Origin of the sequence: Curtobacterium sp. MCBA15_009 (genome assembly GCF_001864895.1) — a bacterium.
In the GTDB taxonomy this organism is placed as follows: Bacteria; Actinomycetota; Actinomycetes; order Actinomycetales; family Microbacteriaceae; genus Curtobacterium.
Genome location: NZ_MJGO01000002.1, coordinates 242,873 through 260,737 on the forward strand (window position 1 = coordinate 242,873; position 17,865 = coordinate 260,737).

The following is a 17,865-nucleotide window of genomic DNA, read 5'->3' on the forward strand; positions in this document are numbered from 1 at the left end:
CGCTCGCCGCGTCGGGGACCGTGGTCGTCGTCGCGACGCACGACGACGACACCCGAGCTGCGTGCGACTCCGTCCTCGACCTCGGGCAGTACCGGTGAGGCGGCCCGACCGGCCCCGGGCCGCTGATGCGTGTCGACGACGGGACATGCGGCTCGGGGAGGTCGCGCGCGAGGCCTGGCGGGACGTCGTGACGGGTGCCGGGTGGGCGGCGACGGGCGCCCTCGTCCTCGCGGTCCTCGTCGGCGGGGTCGTCGGTCTCCGCGCCACGGCGCTCGCCGCGGACGTCCGTGGTGCCGCCGACTACGTGGCGAGCGGGGCGGCTACGACGGTGCAGCGTGCCGAGGGGCGGATCGACGGCCGTGCGTGCGACGCGCTTGCGGCTTCCGAGGGGGTCCGGGCATCCGGGGCGCTCCGGCGGCTCGAGGAGGGCACGGTGCCGGCCGCGCTGCCCGGCTCGGCGGTGCCGACGTACGAGGTCACGGCGGGCTTCCCGGCGGTCGTCGGGTCCGCGGCCGGTGCCACCGGGTCGGTCGGGGTCGTCCTGTCCCCGTCGGTGCAGGAGTCGCTAGGCCTCGCGCCCGGGGACACGCTCGTGACGGCGGCGGGCACGTCGGTCGGGCCCGGGCCGCCGGTGGCAGGTGTGTACCCGTACCCGGACGACGGCCGCGACCCGGACCTCGAGTACGCGCTCCTCGCGCCGACCCCGGACGACGGCCGCGCGTTCGATGCGTGCTGGGTGACGGTGTGGCCGCAACGGGAGGACACCCTCGCGGCGCTCCGGCGGACGGTCCTGCCGGGCACCGGTGCCGACGACGAGGCCCGTCCGACGGTCGGGCAGCTGAACCCCCGCGCCGGGGTGACCTTCACCCCGGCGGCGAACGACCCGGTGGCGGCGTCACTCGGTGCGGCGCTCGCGGCCGGGATGGCGGTCGGTGCTGCGTCCGTCGGGCGTCGGCGCCTCTCGCTGGCGTCCGACCTGCACGTCGGTGTCCCGCGGAGCGCGCAGGCCCTCGGTCTGGTGCTGCAACACGGGCTGTGGGGAGCGGTGGGGTCGTGCGTGGCGGTGGCCGTCGGCGTGGTGGCCGTCCGCGGGCTCGGACCGGCGGACGCCGTGCCGATCGTGGTCGAGGCGGTCGGTGTCGCGGCGATGGGGCTCGTCGGTGTGCTGGTCGGCGGGGCCGCGGCGGCCGCGATGGTCCGTGAGCGGTCCCTGCACCGGTACTTCCGCGCACGCTGACCGCTGGGCCCGTGGCTCCGCGGGCCCGTGGGTCCGTGGCTCCGTGGCTCCGTGCCTCCGAGCGACCCGTTCGCCGCACTGCTTGCATGTGCATCGTCCGACGGACCACGCGTCGATCGTCTCGTGCACGGTCGGAACATGCGCGTGCATCACATGCGTGCGTATCCTCCGACGGAGCACGCGTCGATCGACCCGTGGGTCGTCGCACGATGCGCTCGCATGCAACCCGCCGCCGCGCGACCGCCGCCGCGCGCCCCCGCGACCGCCGCACGCCCGCCGCCGCGCGCCCGCCGCCGCGCGGCCCCGCAACCGCCGCCGCGCCCACCCGGCCCTCAGCCGCGACCCGGCGCGGTCACCTCGATGCGGTTCGCCCACGGGTCCTCGAACGCGACGGTCCGACCGTCGTCCGCGGTCTGCACCCCGGTGTCGTGCATGCGCGCGACGAGGGCCCCGAGGTCGTCCGCCCCCGGTACCTCGATGCGCACGAGGCCGAGCCCGAGCGCGAGCTGCCGACGTCCGGCCCCGCGGGAGTTCCACGTGTTCATCGCCATGTGGTGGTGGTACCCGCCGGCGCTGACGAACAGGGCCTGGTCGCCCATCGCCGCCGTGGTCGCGAAGCCCAGCCGGTCGACGTAGAAGTCGCGGGCCGAGGCGACGTCGCCGACGGACAGGTGCACGTGCCCGACGCGTCCCGGCGCCGACGCTGCCGACTCCAGCGCCGCGGCGCTCAGGTTCTCCTGCAGGAAGGCGTTCGGGTCGACGAAGATGGTGGCCATGTCGACCATGCCGTGCGTCCACGACCACTCGGTCCGGTCGCGGTCCCAGTACAGCTCGACACCGTTGCCCTCGGGGTCGGTGCAGTAGAACGCGTTGCTCACCAGGTGGTCGGCGCTGCCGGTGAAGGTCTGCGGGTACTGCGTCGCGACGGAGTACAACGCGGCCGCCAGGTCGGCCTTCGTGTCGAACAGGATCGCGGTGTGGAAGAGCCCGGCCTCGTGCGCGCCGGCGTGCTGCATCGACGGCGCGTGCTCGAGGACGACGATCGGGGTGGTGCCGCGACCGAGGACGGCGACGCCGCCGTCGTTCGACAGCAGCGCGAGCCGGATGCCGTCGCGGTAGTAGCCGATCATCCGGTCGAGGTCCGCGACGCGGAGCGTGACGGCGCCCATCCCGGTGGTGGCGGCGAGGAGGTCCTGCGTGTGCATGTCCCCAGTGTGCGCCGGTTTGGTTGACGCGTCAACCAAATGAGCGCACACGGTCACCGGGCGCTGAACCCGCCGTCGGTCTTGAGCAGTTGCCCGTTCACCCACCCGCCGTCCGGGCCGCACAGGAACCCGACGAGCGCAGCGGTGTCGCGCGGCGTCGACGGCCGCCCGCCCGGGGTCTGCTCGACCACGGCCTGCCGGATCTCGTCCGTCATCCAGCCCGTGTCGTTCGGCCCCGGGTTCACGACGTTCGCGCTCACGTGGACGTCCGCGAGCTCGTGCGCGGCTGCGATGACGAGCCGGTCGAGCGCCCCCTTGCTCGTGCCGTACGGCAGGTTGAACGCCGTGTGGTCACTCGTCAGGGCGATGACCCGTCGGCGGTCGCGCGGGGCGTCGGCACCCGCACGCAGCCTCGCCGCGTAGGCCTGCACGAGCAGGAACGGGGCGCGGGCGTTGACGGCCATGTGCCGGTCGAACGACTCGACGGTCGTCGTCGCGAAGTCCGAGTCCACCGACTCGCAGTGCGACATCACGAGTGCGGTGACGGGCGCGCCCGCCTCCGCCTCGGCGCGGCCTACGAGCGCGGCCGCCTGGTCCGGGTCCTCCAGGTCGACCGGGAGGCGCGTCACCCGTGCACCCGCGGCCCTGCACTCCTGCACCACGGCGTCGATCCCGTCCGGGTCCGCCCCGCCGCTCACGCGGTCGTCGTACGGGCTCCACCACGAGATGGCCAGGTCCCAGCCGTCGGTCGCCAGCCGGACGGCGAGCGCAGCGCCGATCCCGGCCCTGCGGCCCACGCCGGTCACCAACGCGAGCGGTCGTTCGGACGTCATCCGGGCCTCCCCTCCGGTGCTGCGGTGCACCGGTCGCGAGCCAGTCTGCCGGAACCGGACACGCGGGTGCCATCGCACTCGGTGTCCTGTCGGCGAAGCGGGCGCTGCGGAGGCCAAGATGGACGGATGCCACGCACACGACGACCGGTCCCGCGCGGGCGCGGACCCCGCGGCGGTCGTCCCGACCCTCGCGACCTGCCGATCGAGCACGTCCGCGACCGGATGTCGTCGTACATCTACGGCAACATCACGGTGCTCGCCGCGGCCATCGCGGTCGATCCCGAGGCGATCCGCCACGGGTCCGCCGTCTGGGCGGTCCTGGCCACCGCCGTGCTGACGTACCTGGCGCACGTGCTGTCGCACCTCGTCGCGCACGGACTCGGTGCCGACGAGATCGTGCCCGACGCCGTGCGCCGCGAGTCGGTCGTGACGATCACGCGCAACGCCAACCCGATCGCGACCTCGGGGCTCATCCCCGCGGTGCTCTACGCGGCTGCCTGGCTCGAGTGGGTGCCCGCCGAGTGGGCGCAGACCGCAGCCCTCGTGATCCTGGTGGTCCGCATCGGGCTGGTCGGGGTCTTCATGCAGCGGTTCAGCGGGAAGCAGCCGACGTTCCTCGGGCTCTGGGGCGGCATCGTGCTCGCGGCCCTGGCGTTCGTGATCGGCTTCGTGAAGGTGGTGTTGACGCATTGAGTGCCGTCGAGTCCGAGTCCGAGTCCGAGTCCGAGTCCGAGTCCGGGGCCGGCGCCGAGCAGCGGCCGGGCCGCGCCGGGTGGCGGTTCCTGCGCGACCTGGCGGTGATCGTCGTCGTGGCGCTCCTGGCCTCGTTCCTGGTGAAGGCCTACCTGGTCCGGTCGTTCTACATCCCCTCGGCGTCGATGGAGAACACGCTGCTGGTCGGTGACCGCGTGCTCGTCAACGAACTCGTCCCGGGCCTGGTGCCGCTGCGGCGCGGCGACGTCGTCGTCTTCCAGGACCCAGGCGGGTGGCTCGGCACCGGTCAGGGCGACGACCTCATCAAGCGGGTCATCGGGCTGCCCGGCGACACCGTCTCGTGCTGCGACACGGCCGGACGGCTCTCGGTGAACGGGCTCGCCGTCGACGAACCGTACGTGGTGCACGAGCCCGGGTCCGACCGGGTCGCGGCGGACGACTTCACGGTGACCGTCCCCGAGGGGCGGATCTGGGTGATGGGCGACAACCGCTACGACTCCGCCGACTCGCGCGTGCACGGCACGGTGCCGGTGGACGACGTCGTCGGGCGCGCGTTCGTCACCACGTGGCCGGTGTCGCGCTGGACCGTGCTCTCGCGGTACGGCGACGAGTGGGACGCGGTCCCCGCACCCTGACCGCGGCAAGCGGGTGGGGCCGGCGGGGCGTCAGCAGCCGGTCGTCGTCAACGTGACGTGGGCGACGGCGCCGTTCGAGACCTTCGCCGTCCGGGGGCACAGGTCGCCCGCCCGGACGGTGACCGATCCGAGCGGCACGCCCGCGAACGACGCGGTGCCGCCCGGGAACACCCGCTGGTGCTCGGACAGCCCGCCGGTGGACGCGAAGACCTCGACCTCGTAGGGGTGCTCAGCGGCGTTCGACGACACGGTGACCGCGATCTGCCCGGTCGAGTCCTGAGCACCACAGCCCGCCAGCGTCAGGAGCGCTGCGGCAGCGAGGGCGAGCGCGGGGGCGACGGGACGGGGCACCGGTCCAGGCTAGTCCGGCGTCGGCGGGTGCCCGGCCAGCGGTTCCCCGCCTACTGGGGGTGTGCGTCCTCCGATGGGGGGACGCCCTCTGTCCGTTCGGCGCGTTAGCGTGGAGGCATGCACCACACCGATCCAGCGACGACCGCCCTCGGCAGTGCTTCGCCCGAAGCGGTCCGCCGCGCAGCGCTGCTCGCTGCGCTCGACGTCGTCGAGGGCGGCCCCGAGGAACGCTTCGAACGGATCACCCGGATCGCGCGCGAGGCCTTCGGCGTCTCGGGTTCCTTCCTCAACCTCGCCGGCACCTCCACGGTGACGATCAAGTCCCAGCAGAGCGACGCGCACTTCGGGCCGACCATCCCGCTGCTCGACACCTTCTGCGGGCGCACCCTCGGCGAGGACGGTCCGGTGCTGGTGCCGGACGCCCGCGTCGACGCCCGGTACTCCGACATGCCGATGGTCGTCGAGGACCCGAACGTCCGCTTCTACGCCGGGGTGCCGCTGCGGATCGGGGACGACCACGTGAAGGTCGGCACGCTGTGCCTCATCGACCCGGAGCCGCGGACGCTCGACGCCGACGAGGTCTCCCTGCTGCAGGAGCTCGGCACCTGGGCCGAGCGCGAACTCGCCGCCGGCGCCGACGAGGACCGTCTCCGCTCCGTGCTGACGGGCTTCGAACCCGACGCCATCGACGTGCCCGGCTACCGCCTGGCCGGCATGTCCGTGCCGCACGGTGTGGTCTCCGGCGACTTCCACGACTGGCACCGCTCCGGCGACGACTCCGTGCACCTGACCGTGTCGGACGTCATGGGCAAGGGCATGTCGGCCGGGCTGCTCGCCGCCACCATCCGCGGTGGCCTGCTCGCGCGCGGGGACACGGCGCCCGACGTCGCGGTCGCCGAGCTCGAGGCGCAGGTCGCCCCGGAGCTCAGCCGCGCCGAGTCCTTCGCCACGATGTTCCACGGACGCCTGACGCCGTCGACCGGGCGCCTCGACTTCACCGACGCGGGGCACGGGCTCGTGCTGCAGCTCCGCGACGACGGGGCCGAGCGCGTCCTGCGCTCCTCGGACCTGCCGATCGGGCTGCACCCCGTCGGCATCGAGCGGGCGTCGGGTTCGCTCGTGCTCCGGCCGGGCGACGTCCTCATCATCGTGAGCGACGGCGCGCTCGAGCTGTGGGACTCGACCCTGGCGTCGCTCACCGAACTCGGTGCGCTGTACCGGCAGTCGCCGGACATTCCCGCGTTCCTGCAGCGCGTGCGTGAACGGGCCGTCGAGCACGACCCGGGCGACGACCTGACGGTGGTCGTCGTCGCTCGCGACGCCTGACGCCTGCCGCCTGACGTCCGACGCCTGCCGCCGGGGGCCGACCCGTCGGTGACACCCGGGCAGCGCCGGCCGGCGCAGCGCGCCCGCCGTCAGGCCCCGAGACGCTCGATCAGCTCGGCGTACCGCGCCGCGGTCCGTGCCACGATCGCGTCGGGCAGGACCGGCGGGGTGCCCTGCCGGTCCCAGTTGGCGCTGAGCCAGTCGCGCACGATCTGCTTGTCGAACGAGTCCGTGCGGGCGTCGGCGCGGGCGTCCCAGTACCGGCTCGAGTCGCTCGTCAGGACCTCGTCCGCGATGCGGATCCGGCCGTCGGCGTCGCGGCCGAACTCGAACTTCGTGTCGGCGATCACCACACCGCGGTCGAGCGCGATCGCCGCCGCCTCGGTGTAGACGTGCAGCGACAGCTCGCGCAGGGTCGCCGCGACCTCGGCGCCGACCAGGTCGACGGTCTGCTCGTAGGAGATGTTCTCGTCGTGCTCGCCCTGCGGCGCCTTGTACGCCGGGGTGTAGATCGGCTCGGGCAGGCGGTCACCGTTCGACAGCCCCTCGGGCAGGGGCACGCCGCAGACGCTGCCGGTCTCCTGGTACTCGGCCCAGCCGCTGCCGACGAGGTAGCCGCGGACGACGCACTCGACGGGGAACATCTCGAGCGGCATCACGTGCATCGAGCGGGCCTCGACGTCGGCGGGCACCGGGGTGCCGCCCTCGGACGGGCCGATGAGGTGGTTCGGCACGTCGCTCAGCTGCGTGAACCAGAAACGGGACAGCCGGGTGAGCAGCTCGCCCTTGCCGGGGATCGGCGGTTCGAGCGCGAAGTCGTAGGCGCTGACCCGGTCGGACGCGACGAGCAGCAGCTCGGAGGCGCTCGCGATGTCCGGGGTGCCGGTCGGCACGTAGAGCTCGCGGACCTTGCCCGACGAGACGTGGTCCCACCCGGCGACGCGCGGCGCGGCGGTCACCGGGCGACCTTCGCGGCGATGTCGGTGCGGTACTGCGCGCCGGCGAGCGTGATGTCGCCGATGCCGGCGTAGGCGCGTTCGCGGGCCTCGGCGAACGAGGACCCGGTGGCGACGACGCTGAGCACGCGGCCGCCGGTGGCGACGAGCTGGTCGTCGAGCAGGCCGGTGGCGGCGTGCGCGACGGAGACCCCGTCGCGGGCGTCGGCGGCGTCGATGCCGGTGATCGCGCGGCCGGTCTGCGGGTTCTCCGGGTAGCCCTCGCTGGCGAGCACGACCGTGACGGCGGCCTCGTCGCGGAACTCCGGGGCGGGTGCGTTGCCGAGCTGCCCCGTGGCCGCGGCGAGCAGCAGACCGCTCAGCGGCGTGGCCAGGCGGGGGAGCACGACCTGCGTCTCCGGGTCGCCGAACCGGGCGTTGAACTCGATGACCCGGACCCCCTGCTCGGTCACGATCAGCCCGCAGTAGAGCAGTCCGACGAACGGGGTGCCCTCGTGCTCGAGGCGACGGACGGTGGGGAGTGCGACCAGCTCGGTGACCTCGGCGACGAAGGCCTGCTCGCTCCCCCAGCGGTCGGCGAGCCACGGCAGGGGCGAGTAGGCGCCCATCCCGCCGGTGTTCGGGCCGACGTCGCCGTCGCCGAGTCGCTTGTAGTCCTGCGCGGGGCTGAGCGCCCGGACGTCGTGTCCGTCGCTCAGGAAGAAGAGCGAGACCTCTTCGCCGTCCAGGAACTCCTCGACCACGACGTGGCCGTGCTGCAGCCAGTACGTGGCGTGGTCGACGGCGGCCTGCCGGTCCTCGGTCACGAGCACGCCCTTGCCGGCGGCGAGCCCGTCGGCCTTGACGACGTACGGGGCGCCGAGTTCGTCGATCGCGGCCACGGCCTCGTCCACGGTGCCGGCGTACACGGGCCGCCCGGTGGGCACCCCGGCCTCGGACATGATCCGCTTGGCGAAGGTCTTCGAGCCCTCGAGCTGCGCGGCGGCCCTGCCCGGGCCGAACACCGGGATGCCGCGGGTGCGGACGGGGTCGGCGACGCCCGCGATGAGCGGTGCCTCGGGACCGACGACGACGAGTTCGACGCCGTTCTCGATCGCGTACTCGGCGACGAGGGCGCCGTTCGTGGGGTCGAGGGAGACGGTCTCGACGTCGGCGGCGATGCCGGCGTTGCCGGGAGCCGCCGTGATGACGTGACCGGCGCGCTCTGCGAGCAGGGCCGTGATGATCGCGTGCTCGCGGGCACCGGAACCGAGGACGAGGATTCGCACCCGATCACCCTACCGATCCGGGCTCGCCCGCCGCGATGCGACGGCTAGCCTGTGGAGATGCCACCCAGGAGGATCGAGGACGCCGACGGGATCGCGGCACTGCGTGCCGTGCAGCAGGGGGAGACGGCCCGGCCGACGCTCGCGACCGCGGTGCGCTGGACCCTGCAGCGGCTCGCCGAGGACGTCCCCGGGAACAGTGTCGAGGTGCGGGTGCCGCCGTTCGCGGCGGTGCAGGCGGTCCCCGGACCGCGCCACACCCGCGGCACGCCCCCGAACGTGGTCGAGACGGACGCGTCCACGTGGCTCGCCTTGGCCACCGGGGTGCTCACCTGGGACGAGGCGGTCGCGCAGGCGCGCGTCAGCGCGTCCGGCTCGCGCGCGGACCTGACGGCCTTCCTGCCGGTGCACGCTGCGCTCTGAACCGCCGGGTCGACGGACGGGAGGCCCGTGACGGCCCCGCCTCGGGCCTCCCGGCCGTCGTGGCGCGGGTCGACCGACCCGGCCCGGCGGACGACGGGACGTCCGGCCGGCGATGCGACCCGGTCGCGCTCCGTGCCGACCGGTCCGCGCGAATTAGGTAGTCGCTACCGATGCGTATCGTGCAACCGGTTGCCTAGGCTTGAAGTCGCCGGGATTCGGACCCGACCCGAACGGGTCCGAACCCGGCGACAAGCACCAAGGTACGCGACCTTGCACGTCAGGTGTCAACCGGCGCGGCGAGTCGTGCTGCAATCCGCAACGTTCTTGCGCGGCGACGGCCCTCAGAAGAGCTCGCCGAGCTCCGACCGGGCGTGCAGCTGCCACTTCGCGAACACGCGCGACAGGTGCGCGTCGATCGTGCGGGTGGACAGCCCGAGGACCTCGGCGATGCGCCGGTTGCTCAGTCCGCCCGCCGCCAGCTCGGCGACCTCGTACTCGCGCTTCGTCAGCGGTGCCTTCGCCCGGCTCGCCGCGACCGCCATGCCGTGCGACGCGAGGACGCCCTGCGCGGCCACGGTCCGGACGCGGTCCCCGGACCGGAGCGCGTCGGCGTACTCGACGACCGCGGCGGCGAGCGGCCCCTCGATGCGCGCGGCCGCCTCGCGCAGGCGGTCGAGGGACGGTCCCGCCTCGCGTCCCGCGAGCAGGTCGGTCGAGTAGTGCAGGGCCCGTGCGTACATCACCGCGGTCCAGGACCCGGACTCGGTGCTCCGCGCGATGACCTCGTCGGCGTGCAGCGCTCCGGCGGGGTTGCCGATGACGGCCTCGGCCCAGGCGATCGTCGTGGGGATGAGCTCGCCGGTGATGCGCATCGCCCTGAGCGGCGTGGTCCGTGCGCGGTCGAGCGCCCGGGCGGCGTCCTCCGCCCGCCCGGCGAAGCCGTACGCCATCGCGAGGCGCGCCCACGGGTACGCCGCGAACCCGCCGTGGTCGGCGACGTCGTACCGTTCGCACGCCGCCGTGAACGCCGTGATCGCGTCGTCCCAGCGGCGCTGCCCGATCGCCAGGTTGCCCTCGCCGATGAGCTCGAGCGTGAAGTCGTACTTCAGGTAGGGGCTCGAGCGTCGGACCGGCACCTCGGTGAACAGGTCGGCGAGGTCGCCCCGCCAGACCTGCACCTGGTGGAGCACCGAGATGATCTCCCCGACGCTCCACGGGGAGTCCTCGAGGTGCTCGACCGCGGTGGCGAGCGCCCGGCGTCCGAACGCCGAGGCGTCGTCGAGTCGACCCTCCGTCGCCAGGGCCATCACGGCGCAGGCGGCGAGGCACAGGAAGGACGCCGGCACGGTCGGTGCGTGCACGATCCCGCTCCGCTCGACCTCGGCCCGGACCTCGGCGAACCGTCCGCCCCAGCCGAGGTGGCTCAACCGCAGCAGGCGCAGCCGTTCGACGGCGTCGCCGGACACGAGCGGGACGGCGGCGTCGGTCAGGGCCACCGCGGCGTCGACGTCGTCGTCGTGGAACTGCCGGGTGTTCGCCAGGGTCTCGCACGCCTGGATCACGGCGTCGTCGGAGACCTCGTCGCTCGACGCCTGTGCGACGGCCCAGGCCGCCTCGGCGTCGGCGCGTCCGGCCTCGCGCCCGACCGAGTAGGCGTACGCCAGCGACCGGAGGCACAGCGCCGTGACCCGTTCCGTCGGGTGCAGCGTCGTGCGGAGCGCCGCCGAGGTCAGCGACAGCGTGCTCTCGTGCTCCTGCAGCCGTGCGGCGACCTGCGCGCCGTCCAGCAGCTGCTCGACCGAGGGCAGCACGCCGCACTCGAGCGACCAGAGCGCGGCCCGGAGCCGCGCCGCGGGCGGGGCGCCCTCCGGCCGGTCGGCGCGGAAGGCGTTCGCACGCGCGAACAGCGCCGAGCGCCGGGCGACCGGCACCAGGCCGCGGATGACCTCGCCGACGAGCGGGTGCGACGGCCGGACGACCGCGGCGCCGTCCTCGACCGTGTCGATGCGGACCAGTCCGAGCGCGACGACGCGGTCGACGTCACCGCCGCTCACGAGTCCGAGCAGGCGCGCCAACGGGATCGGGTCCGCGAGGGCGACGATGTCGACGACGTCGCGCAGGTCCTCCGGCAGCGAGCCGAGTTCGGTCCGGTACATGTCGGCGAGGCTGTTCGACGCCGTCACCCGGCCGCGCCAGTACCAGCCGGAGGCCGTGTGCTCCAGGGCGCCGGACGTCCGCGCCGCACGCACCACCTCGCGCAGGTAGAGCGGGTTGCCGGCCGTCGCACGCTGCACCCGTTCGACCGAGGCCGTCTCGAGCTGCGCACCGAGCGCCTCGGCGATGAGCGCCGCCGTCTCGTGCAGCGCGAGCGGCTGCAGGTCGATCCGTTCGAGCAGGTCCTCCTGCCAGAGCGCGCGCAGGGGTTCCGGCAGCGCGGTGAAGTCGCGGCACGTCAGCACGATCCGGGCGCCCTGCTCGCGGACGAGCCAGGCGACGTAGCGCGCCGAGATCGCGTCGAGGTGGTCGGCGTCGTCGACGCGGATGAGGACGTCACGGTCCCGCAGCTCGGCGATCGCGCGCAGCCGGGCCTCGGCACCGGCGCGGTCCGCGAGCTCGGACAGGGTCGTGGGCAGCTCGCCGAACCGCTCCGCGGCGGCGCTGAACGGCATCGACCGGCTCGCGGCGACGGCCGTGATCGGCACGACCACGGTGCGGTCGGTCGGGTCGCGCTCGACGACCCGGTCGGTCACCCGTGCGGCGACGGTGGTCTTGCCGAGTCCGGGCGCGCCGACGAGCGCGACGCTCCAGCGGTGCTGGGCGACGACGGCGACGGCGCGGTCCTCCTCGCGGCGACGCAACAGGGGCCACGGAACGCGCGCGGGCGGGCGCGGCGGGCGGCCGTGGCCGGGGACCGTCCGTTCGGGCACCCGCACCACCTCCTGCGATCGTTCGACGACGGGTTCGGACCATCCTGCACCGGATCGCCCCGTGGACACCGGCCGGAGCACGTCCCACAGTGGGGGACAATGGGATCGTGAGCACCCCCGATCGCCCCGACGACCAGCCGCCCGTGGCCCCGGCGCCGAACGCCGTCGCCTCCTCGGACGAGGTCACGATCCGCCGCGCGCCGAAGTTCGGCGTGTTCATCGTCGGCGGCGCGGTCCTCGGGTTCATCGCGACACTCGTCGTCGTGTCGCTCACCATGAACCTCGGCGGCCAGCAGGAGCAGTCGAGCTTCGGCAGCCTCGTCGGCTACTTCAGCCTGTGGGGCGTCACCATCGGTGCCTTCGTCGGCGCGGTGGTCGCGGTCGTGCTCGACCGGGTCTACGCGCGGCGGGCTGCCCGCCTGACGGCGGAGCGCGTCGAGGTCGAACTCCCGCCCGAGACGGTCGACGGCGAACTCGACGAGCACGGCGACCAGCGGCCGTAGCCGCGACCACCTGACGGACGGGAGGCCCGTGGCGGTGTCGCCACGGGCCTCCCGTCCGTCTGCTGGTCGCGTCCTGGACGCGACCTAGCTGAGCTGGTTCGCCTCGACCCAGGACAGGTACTCCGGCGACACCGTGCCGGTGACGTACTCGCCCGTGAAGCAGCTCATCTCGAGGTCGGTCACGTCGGAGCCCTCGATGATGGCGTCCCGCATGTCACCGATCTCCTGGTAGATCAGGTGGTCGCTGCCGAGCACCCGGTTGATCTCGGGGATCTTGCGGTCGTGTGCGATGAGCTCGGCCCGCGTCGGCATGTTGATGCCGTACACGTGCGGGTACCGGACCGGGGGAGCGGCGCTCGTGAACGTGACCTCGTTCGCGCCGGCGGCCCGCGCCATCTCGACGATCTCGCGGCTGGTGGTGCCGCGGACGATCGAGTCGTCGACGATGAGGATGTTCTTGCCCTTGAACTCGGACGACATCGCGTTGAGCTTCTGGCGCACGGAGCGCTTGCGCTCCGCCTGCCCCGGCATGATGAACGTGCGGCCGACGTAGCGGTTCTTGTAGAAGCCCTCGCGGTACTCGATGCCGAGCTTCTGCGCCACCTGCATCGCGGCCGGCCGGCTCGAGTCCGGGATCGGCATGACGACGTCGATGTCACCGGTCGGCGCGTACTGCTCGATGGTGTCGGCGAGGCGGTTGCCGAGGCGCAGACGCGCGTCGTAGACCGAGATGCCGTTCATCACCGAGTCGGGACGGGCCAGGTAGACGTACTCGAACGAGCAGGGCACCAGGCGCGGGTTCTTCGCACACTGCCGAGCGTGCATCTGGCCGTTCATCTCGATGAACACGGCCTCGCCCGGGGCGATGTCGCGGACGATCTCGTAGCCGCCGGACTCGAGCACGAGCGACTCGCTCGCGACGACCCACTCCGGCTGCCCGGCCTCGTCGAACTTGTGCCCGAGGATGAGCGGGCGGATGCCGAACGGGTCGCGGAAGGCGAGCAGCCCGTGCCCGGCGATCGTCGCGATCGTCGCGTACGAGCCCTCGACACGCTCGTGCACGCGCTCGACGGCGTCGAAGACCTGACCCGGGTCGAGGTTCGCGCCGCGGACCTGCCCCTGCAGCTCGTGCGCCAGCACGTTCACCAGGAGCTCGGTGTCCGACGTGGTGTTGAGGTGTCGACGGTCGATGTCGAACAGCTCACGCGTGAGTTCCCGCGTGTTGGTGAGGTTGCCGTTGTGGACGAGGACGATGCCGTACGGCGCGTTCACGTAGAACGGCTGGGCTTCTTCCTCGTTCGTCGCGGCGCCCTTGGTGGCGTAGCGGACGTGTCCGAGGCCCATGGTGCCGAGGAGGGCACGCATGTCGCGGGTCCGGAACGCCTCGCGCACGTGCCCGCGGGTCTTGTGCATGTGGTGCACGTGACCCTCGACCGTGGCGATGCCCGTCGAGTCCTGCCCGCGGTGCTGCAGGAGGAGCAGTGCGTCGTAGATGGATTGGTTGGCGGGGCCCTGTGCAACGAGGCCGACGATGCCGCACATTCGCGGGTGTGCTCCAGATCAGTAGAATCGGGGGGTACCGCACAAGTCTGCCATGTCACCGCGAAGGACTCAGCATGCCCAACCCGTACGCCGAAGCCGGAGTGGACACCGCCGCCGGTGACCTGGCCGTCGAACTCATGAAGTCCGCGGTCGCGGCCACCCACACCACCTCGGTGCTCGGCGGCGTCGGCGGCTTCGCCGGGCTCTACGACGTCTCCTTCCTGCACGCCTACGACAAGCCGCTGCTCGCCACGTCGACGGACGGCGTCGGCACGAAGGTCGCCATCGCGCAGGCGATCGACAAGCACGACACCATCGGCCAGGACCTCGTCGGCATGGTCGTCGACGACATCGTCGTGGTCGGTGCGAAGCCGCTGTTCATGACCGACTACATCGCCTGCGGGCGCGTCGTGCCGAACCGCATCGCGGACATCGTCGCCGGCATCGCCCGCGGCTGCTCGGCCACGGGCACCGCCCTGGTCGGCGGCGAGACCGCGGAGCACCCGGGCCTGCTCGGTCCGGACGACTACGACGTGGCCGGCGCCGCGACCGGTGTCGTCGAGGCCTCCGCGGTGTTGGGCGCGGACCGGGTCGAGGACGGCGACGTCGTCCTGGCGATCGAGTCCTCGGGGCTGCACTCGAACGGCTACTCGCTCGTGCGCCACATCCTGGCGTCACGCGGCATCGGCTTCACCGACCAGCTGCCCGAGTTCACCGGGCCGGAGTTCGGCGGTCAGGTCTCGGTGGGCGAGGCCCTGCTCGAGCCCACCCGCCTGTACACGTCCCCCCTGCTCGACCTGCTGTCGTCGCACCCCGGCGCCGTGCACTCGCTGTCGCACGTCACCGGCGGCGGCATCGCGGCGAACCTGGCGCGTGTGCTGCCCGTCGGCTCCTGGGTCGAGGTCGACCGGTCCACCTGGCAGCCGCTCCCGGTCTTCCGCGTGCTCGCCGACATGGCCGGGACGCCCATCGAGGACACCGAGGGCACCTGGAACCTCGGCATCGGCATGTTCGCCGTCGTCTCGGCCGCCGCGGCCACCGACGTCATCGCCACGCTCGGCGCCGCCGGGCTGCCCACGTGGCCGGTCGGCACCATCGCCACGAGCGCGCGCGACCTGGACGGCTTCGAGCAGGGCGCCAAGGGCGTCGACGGCGGCGCCGTGCGGCTCGTCGGGAGCTACGCGGTCTGAGGCGCGTCGGGGCCGTCCGGCCTGTCTTGGCCGGTCTGGCCGCCTGGCCGGTCCGGCTTGGCCGGTCTGGCCGCCGAGGTCGCAGGAAGTGCCGCTCGGGCGCGTCCGGCCCGGCAGCTCGTGCGACCCCGGCGTCCGGCCGACGGCACGTCGTGCGACCCCGCGGGGTCGGGCCCGGCCGGGGCGGGGCGCCGGTGACATCGCACTTCGTGCCGGAACCGGTCCGCCGATGCGGTCCGGAGTGCGATCTCAGCGGACGTCGTGCGTCGCGCGGGCGCGAGCCGGGGCGTCCCGGGTCGACATCGGGCGGTGAGGTCGCACTTCGTCCGAGAACCTGTTCGCGGATGCGGGCCGGAGTGCGATCTCAGCGCGTGGCGACGGCACGGCACGCGCACGCAGAAACGCCGCGCTCCCCGAGGGTGCGCGGCGTGACGGCATTCGACGTCAGGCGGACTTGTTCTGGTCCTGCTCTGCGTCGTACTCGTCGACGTCGTCCTGGTCGGAACCGTACTGGTCCGCCCAGCGGTCGACGAGTTCGTCATCGGAGTGTTGTCCGGCGGAGAGCTCCTGCTCGAGTGCACCGTAGTTCGTCTGCGGGCTGAAGTACTTCAGCTCACGGGCGACCTTGGTGTGCTTCGCCTTCTGACGGCCGCGCCCCATGCGTGACCCCCTCGTTCGGCTCTGGTCCGGTCCTGGCGAATGACGGAGGATCACTCGGGGAACCAGACGGTTCGTGGTTTGAAATCTGCCGATGACTCTACCATGTACCTCGATCTGGACGTCGCGGCGACTGCTGGCGTGCACAGGAGAATCGAAGTGATGACCGAACCTCGCGACAACCCAGTCGACCAGCGTGCCCGCGTGGTCGTGATCGGCGCGGGGCAGGCGGGTCTCTCGGTGGGGTACCACCTGCGCCGCCTCGGTCTCGTGCCGGGCGACGACCTGGTCATCACCGACCGCGCGCCGAGCACGGGCGGCGCGTGGCAGTTCCGGTGGGAGGCCCTCCGCCTCGGTGCCGCGCACCGCGTGCACGACCTGCCGGGCATGCGGGCGATGGGGCTGCAGTTCGACGACGCCGACCGGTCCCGACCGGCGCGGGACGTCGTCGCCGAGTACTACCGGCGGTTCGAGCAGCACTACGACCTGCGGGTGCGGCGTCCGGTTTCGGTGACGTCCGTCGAGCGCGCGGGCGCGGACGACGGCCTCTGCGTGACGACCCGCAGCGCGGACGGCTCGGTCACCCGCATCGTCGCCGACGTCGTGGTGAACGCCTCGGGCACGTGGGGAACCCCGTTCGTGCCCTGGTACCCGGGGCGCGACGTCTTCCGCGGTCGCCAGCTCGACACGACCGAGTACCGCTCCGCGGGTGAGTTCGCGCGGCAGGACGTCCTCGTGGTGGGCGGCGGCACGAGCGCGATCGGGTTCCTGCTCGAACTCGACGGCGTGGCGCGGTCGACACGGTGGTTCACGCGGCGCCCGGTCGTCTGGGCGGAGTCGGCCGCGCTCGACCTCGAGTCCGCGGTCGCCGCGGTCGACGAGCAGGACCGTGCGGCGCGCGCCGGCGAGGTCCTGCCGAGCATCGTCAGCGGGACCGGCGTCCCCGTGTCGCGGCGGATCCGGGCCGGCATCGACCGCGGGGTGCTCCGCGACGAACGGGTGTTCAGCCGGATGGACGAGACCGGGGTGGTGACGGCCGACGGCGAGCACGTGCACGCGGACGCCGTGGTCTGGGCGACCGGGTTCCGCGCGGACCTGCGCCACCTCGCACCGCTGCGGCTGCGCACCGCGGCCGGCGGTGTCGTCGTGGAGCAGGGGCGGTCGGTCGACGAGCCGCGCCTCTTCCTGGCGGGCTACGGGCCGCAGGCGTCGACGATCGGGGCGAACCGTGCCGGTCGCGTGATCGCCCGGCAGGTCGTGGACGCGCTGGCTGCCCTGCCGGGAGCCTGAAGCGCCCAGCCCAGCGCCCAGCGCCCAGCGCCCAGCGCCCAGCGGCGAGCGGCCCGCGGCCGGCGGACGGCTGCGAGCGGCCAGCGGCAACCGATCAAGCGATCGAGCGCAGCAGCGAGCAGCGAGCGGCAAGCAGCAAGCAGCAACCGGCCAGCGGCCAGCAGCGGCCAGCAGCGGGCGGTCGGCAGCGGGCGGTCGGCATCAGGCAGCCGGCGGCGACCGGCAACCGGCGCCCGTCCTGCGGTGGCCCGGCCCCCGACCAGCAGCGGCCAGGAGCGCCACCGGCCGCCGCAGCACGCGAGCGCGCAGCCCGGCCGGCCCGCCCCGACGGGCTCAGGCGGGCAGGGGCTCCTCGACGCCACGGCGGCGGCGGGAGGCCCGCAGGACCACGGCGTCGAGCGAGAACCGGCCCGGCCCGGTGAGTGCCACGGCGAGCGAGGCGACGGCCAGCACGAGCACGTACTCGAACCCGCCGTCCTGCGACCAGAACCCGGAGGACGCATGGGCGAGCAGCCCGGCGACGACCATGTCGACCGCGAGCAGGACGCCGATGACCCGGGTCGCGACGCCGAGCACCAGGAGTGCCCCGCCGACGAGCTCGAGCCCGGCCACGAGCGGTGCGGCCAGGTCGGCGAGGGGGACGCCCATGCCGGCGAAGCCCTGGGCGACGTTCGGGATGCCCTGGGCGAACTTCTGTGCGCCGTGGGCGATGAACACCACGCCGAGGACGATGCGGAGCACGGTCAGGCCGATGGAGGTCGATGTCGTTCGCATGGGGACGACGGTAACCGGTGACGCGTCATCGATGCCC

17 protein-coding genes are annotated in these 17,865 nt (G+C 73.4%); 8 read left to right on the top strand and 9 right to left on the bottom strand.

Translation table 11 applies throughout. From position 1 onward, the window contains the following. Positions 1–145: 145 nt before the first annotated feature. A complete protein-coding gene (locus BIU97_RS01690) occupies positions 146–1,237 on the top strand; it encodes a hypothetical protein (RefSeq protein WP_071256767.1) in 1,092 nt (363 codons plus the stop codon). A gap of 332 nt (positions 1,238–1,569) precedes the next feature. Here BIU97_RS01690 and BIU97_RS01695 read toward each other — a convergent pair whose 3' ends face one another. Both BIU97_RS01695 and BIU97_RS01700 read right to left on the bottom strand, forming a co-directional pair. After that, on the bottom strand, positions 1,570–2,442 hold the full coding sequence (locus tag BIU97_RS01695; RefSeq protein WP_071256764.1) for a VOC family protein: 873 nt from the start codon (positions 2,440–2,442) through the stop codon (positions 1,570–1,572). A 53-nt stretch (positions 2,443–2,495) separates the two neighbouring features. Further along, positions 2,496–3,275, bottom strand: a complete 780-nt coding sequence (locus BIU97_RS01700; RefSeq protein WP_071296892.1) for an SDR family oxidoreductase — start codon at positions 3,273–3,275, stop codon at positions 2,496–2,498. 126 nt (positions 3,276–3,401) lie between these two features. On the opposite strand from BIU97_RS01700, the gene BIU97_RS01705 reads away from it, so the two are divergent. Together BIU97_RS01705 and lepB are read left to right on the top strand one after the other, a co-directional pair. Next, positions 3,402–3,968, top strand: a complete 567-nt coding sequence (locus BIU97_RS01705) for a hypothetical protein (protein ID WP_071296893.1) — start codon at positions 3,402–3,404, stop codon at positions 3,966–3,968. Beyond that, positions 3,965–4,624 carry a signal peptidase I gene (lepB, locus tag BIU97_RS01710; RefSeq protein ID WP_071296894.1) on the top strand — a complete coding sequence of 220 codons (660 nt, stop codon included), beginning with the start codon at positions 3,965–3,967 and terminating at the stop codon, positions 4,622–4,624. The genes BIU97_RS01705 and lepB overlap by 4 nt, the downstream gene beginning before the upstream one ends. A 30-nt stretch (positions 4,625–4,654) precedes the next feature. On the opposite strand, the gene BIU97_RS01715 is transcribed toward lepB, so the two are convergent. Then, positions 4,655–4,975: a hypothetical protein gene (locus BIU97_RS01715; protein ID WP_071256755.1), complete on the bottom strand. Its 321-nt coding sequence runs from the start codon at positions 4,973–4,975 to the stop codon at positions 4,655–4,657. A gap of 117 nt (positions 4,976–5,092) precedes the next feature. On the opposite strand from BIU97_RS01715, the gene BIU97_RS01720 reads away from it, so the two are divergent. Further along, positions 5,093–6,301, top strand: coding sequence for a PP2C family protein-serine/threonine phosphatase (locus BIU97_RS01720; RefSeq protein WP_071256753.1), 1,209 nt, complete (start codon positions 5,093–5,095; stop codon positions 6,299–6,301). Between the two features lie 89 nt (positions 6,302–6,390). On the opposite strand, the gene BIU97_RS01725 is transcribed toward BIU97_RS01720, so the two are convergent. Continuing rightward, positions 6,391–7,260 carry a phosphoribosylaminoimidazolesuccinocarboxamide synthase gene (locus tag BIU97_RS01725; RefSeq protein ID WP_071256751.1) on the bottom strand — a complete coding sequence of 290 codons (870 nt, stop codon included), beginning with the start codon at positions 7,258–7,260 and terminating at the stop codon, positions 6,391–6,393. Next, positions 7,257–8,525 (bottom strand): phosphoribosylamine--glycine ligase, encoded by a 1,269-nt coding sequence (gene purD / locus BIU97_RS01730; RefSeq protein WP_071256749.1) that lies wholly within the window; start codon positions 8,523–8,525, stop codon positions 7,257–7,259. The genes BIU97_RS01725 and purD overlap by 4 nt, the downstream gene beginning before the upstream one ends. 57 nt (positions 8,526–8,582) lie before the next feature. On the opposite strand from purD, the gene BIU97_RS01735 reads away from it, so the two are divergent. Then, positions 8,583–8,945, top strand: coding sequence for a sterol carrier family protein (locus tag BIU97_RS01735; protein ID WP_071256972.1), 363 nt, complete (start codon positions 8,583–8,585; stop codon positions 8,943–8,945). Positions 8,946–9,286: 341 nt separating this feature from the next. On the opposite strand, the gene BIU97_RS01740 is transcribed toward BIU97_RS01735, so the two are convergent. Then, the gene (locus BIU97_RS01740) at positions 9,287–11,803 is read right to left on the bottom strand and encodes a helix-turn-helix transcriptional regulator (RefSeq protein WP_139195850.1); all 2,517 of its coding nucleotides are present in this window, start codon (positions 11,801–11,803) and stop codon (positions 9,287–9,289) included. A gap of 176 nt (positions 11,804–11,979) precedes the next feature. Between BIU97_RS01740 and BIU97_RS01745 the strand changes: the two genes are divergently transcribed. Then, a complete protein-coding gene (locus tag BIU97_RS01745; protein WP_139195851.1) occupies positions 11,980–12,375 on the top strand; it encodes a hypothetical protein in 396 nt (131 codons plus the stop codon). Positions 12,376–12,459: 84 nt separating this feature from the next. Here BIU97_RS01745 and purF read toward each other — a convergent pair whose 3' ends face one another. After that, on the bottom strand, positions 12,460–13,917 hold the full coding sequence (purF, locus tag BIU97_RS01750) for an amidophosphoribosyltransferase (RefSeq protein WP_071256743.1): 1,458 nt from the start codon (positions 13,915–13,917) through the stop codon (positions 12,460–12,462). 74 nt (positions 13,918–13,991) lie between these two features. Between purF and purM the strand changes: the two genes are divergently transcribed. Further along, positions 13,992–15,107, top strand: a complete 1,116-nt coding sequence (gene purM / locus BIU97_RS01755; protein WP_071256727.1) for a phosphoribosylformylglycinamidine cyclo-ligase — start codon at positions 13,992–13,994, stop codon at positions 15,105–15,107. 444 nt (positions 15,108–15,551) lie between these two features. On the opposite strand, the gene BIU97_RS01760 is transcribed toward purM, so the two are convergent. Continuing rightward, the gene (locus tag BIU97_RS01760; RefSeq protein WP_071256724.1) at positions 15,552–15,767 is read right to left on the bottom strand and encodes a DUF3073 domain-containing protein; all 216 of its coding nucleotides are present in this window, start codon (positions 15,765–15,767) and stop codon (positions 15,552–15,554) included. Positions 15,768–15,926: 159 nt separating this feature from the next. Here BIU97_RS01760 and BIU97_RS01765 point away from each other — a divergent pair, with 159 nt between their 5' ends. After that, positions 15,927–17,054, top strand: coding sequence for an NAD(P)-binding domain-containing protein (locus BIU97_RS01765; protein WP_071256708.1), 1,128 nt, complete (start codon positions 15,927–15,929; stop codon positions 17,052–17,054). A gap of 333 nt (positions 17,055–17,387) precedes the next feature. On the opposite strand, the gene BIU97_RS01770 is transcribed toward BIU97_RS01765, so the two are convergent. Continuing rightward, the gene (locus BIU97_RS01770; RefSeq protein ID WP_071296895.1) at positions 17,388–17,828 is read right to left on the bottom strand and encodes a DoxX family protein; all 441 of its coding nucleotides are present in this window, start codon (positions 17,826–17,828) and stop codon (positions 17,388–17,390) included. Positions 17,829–17,865: the final 37 nt, after the last annotated feature.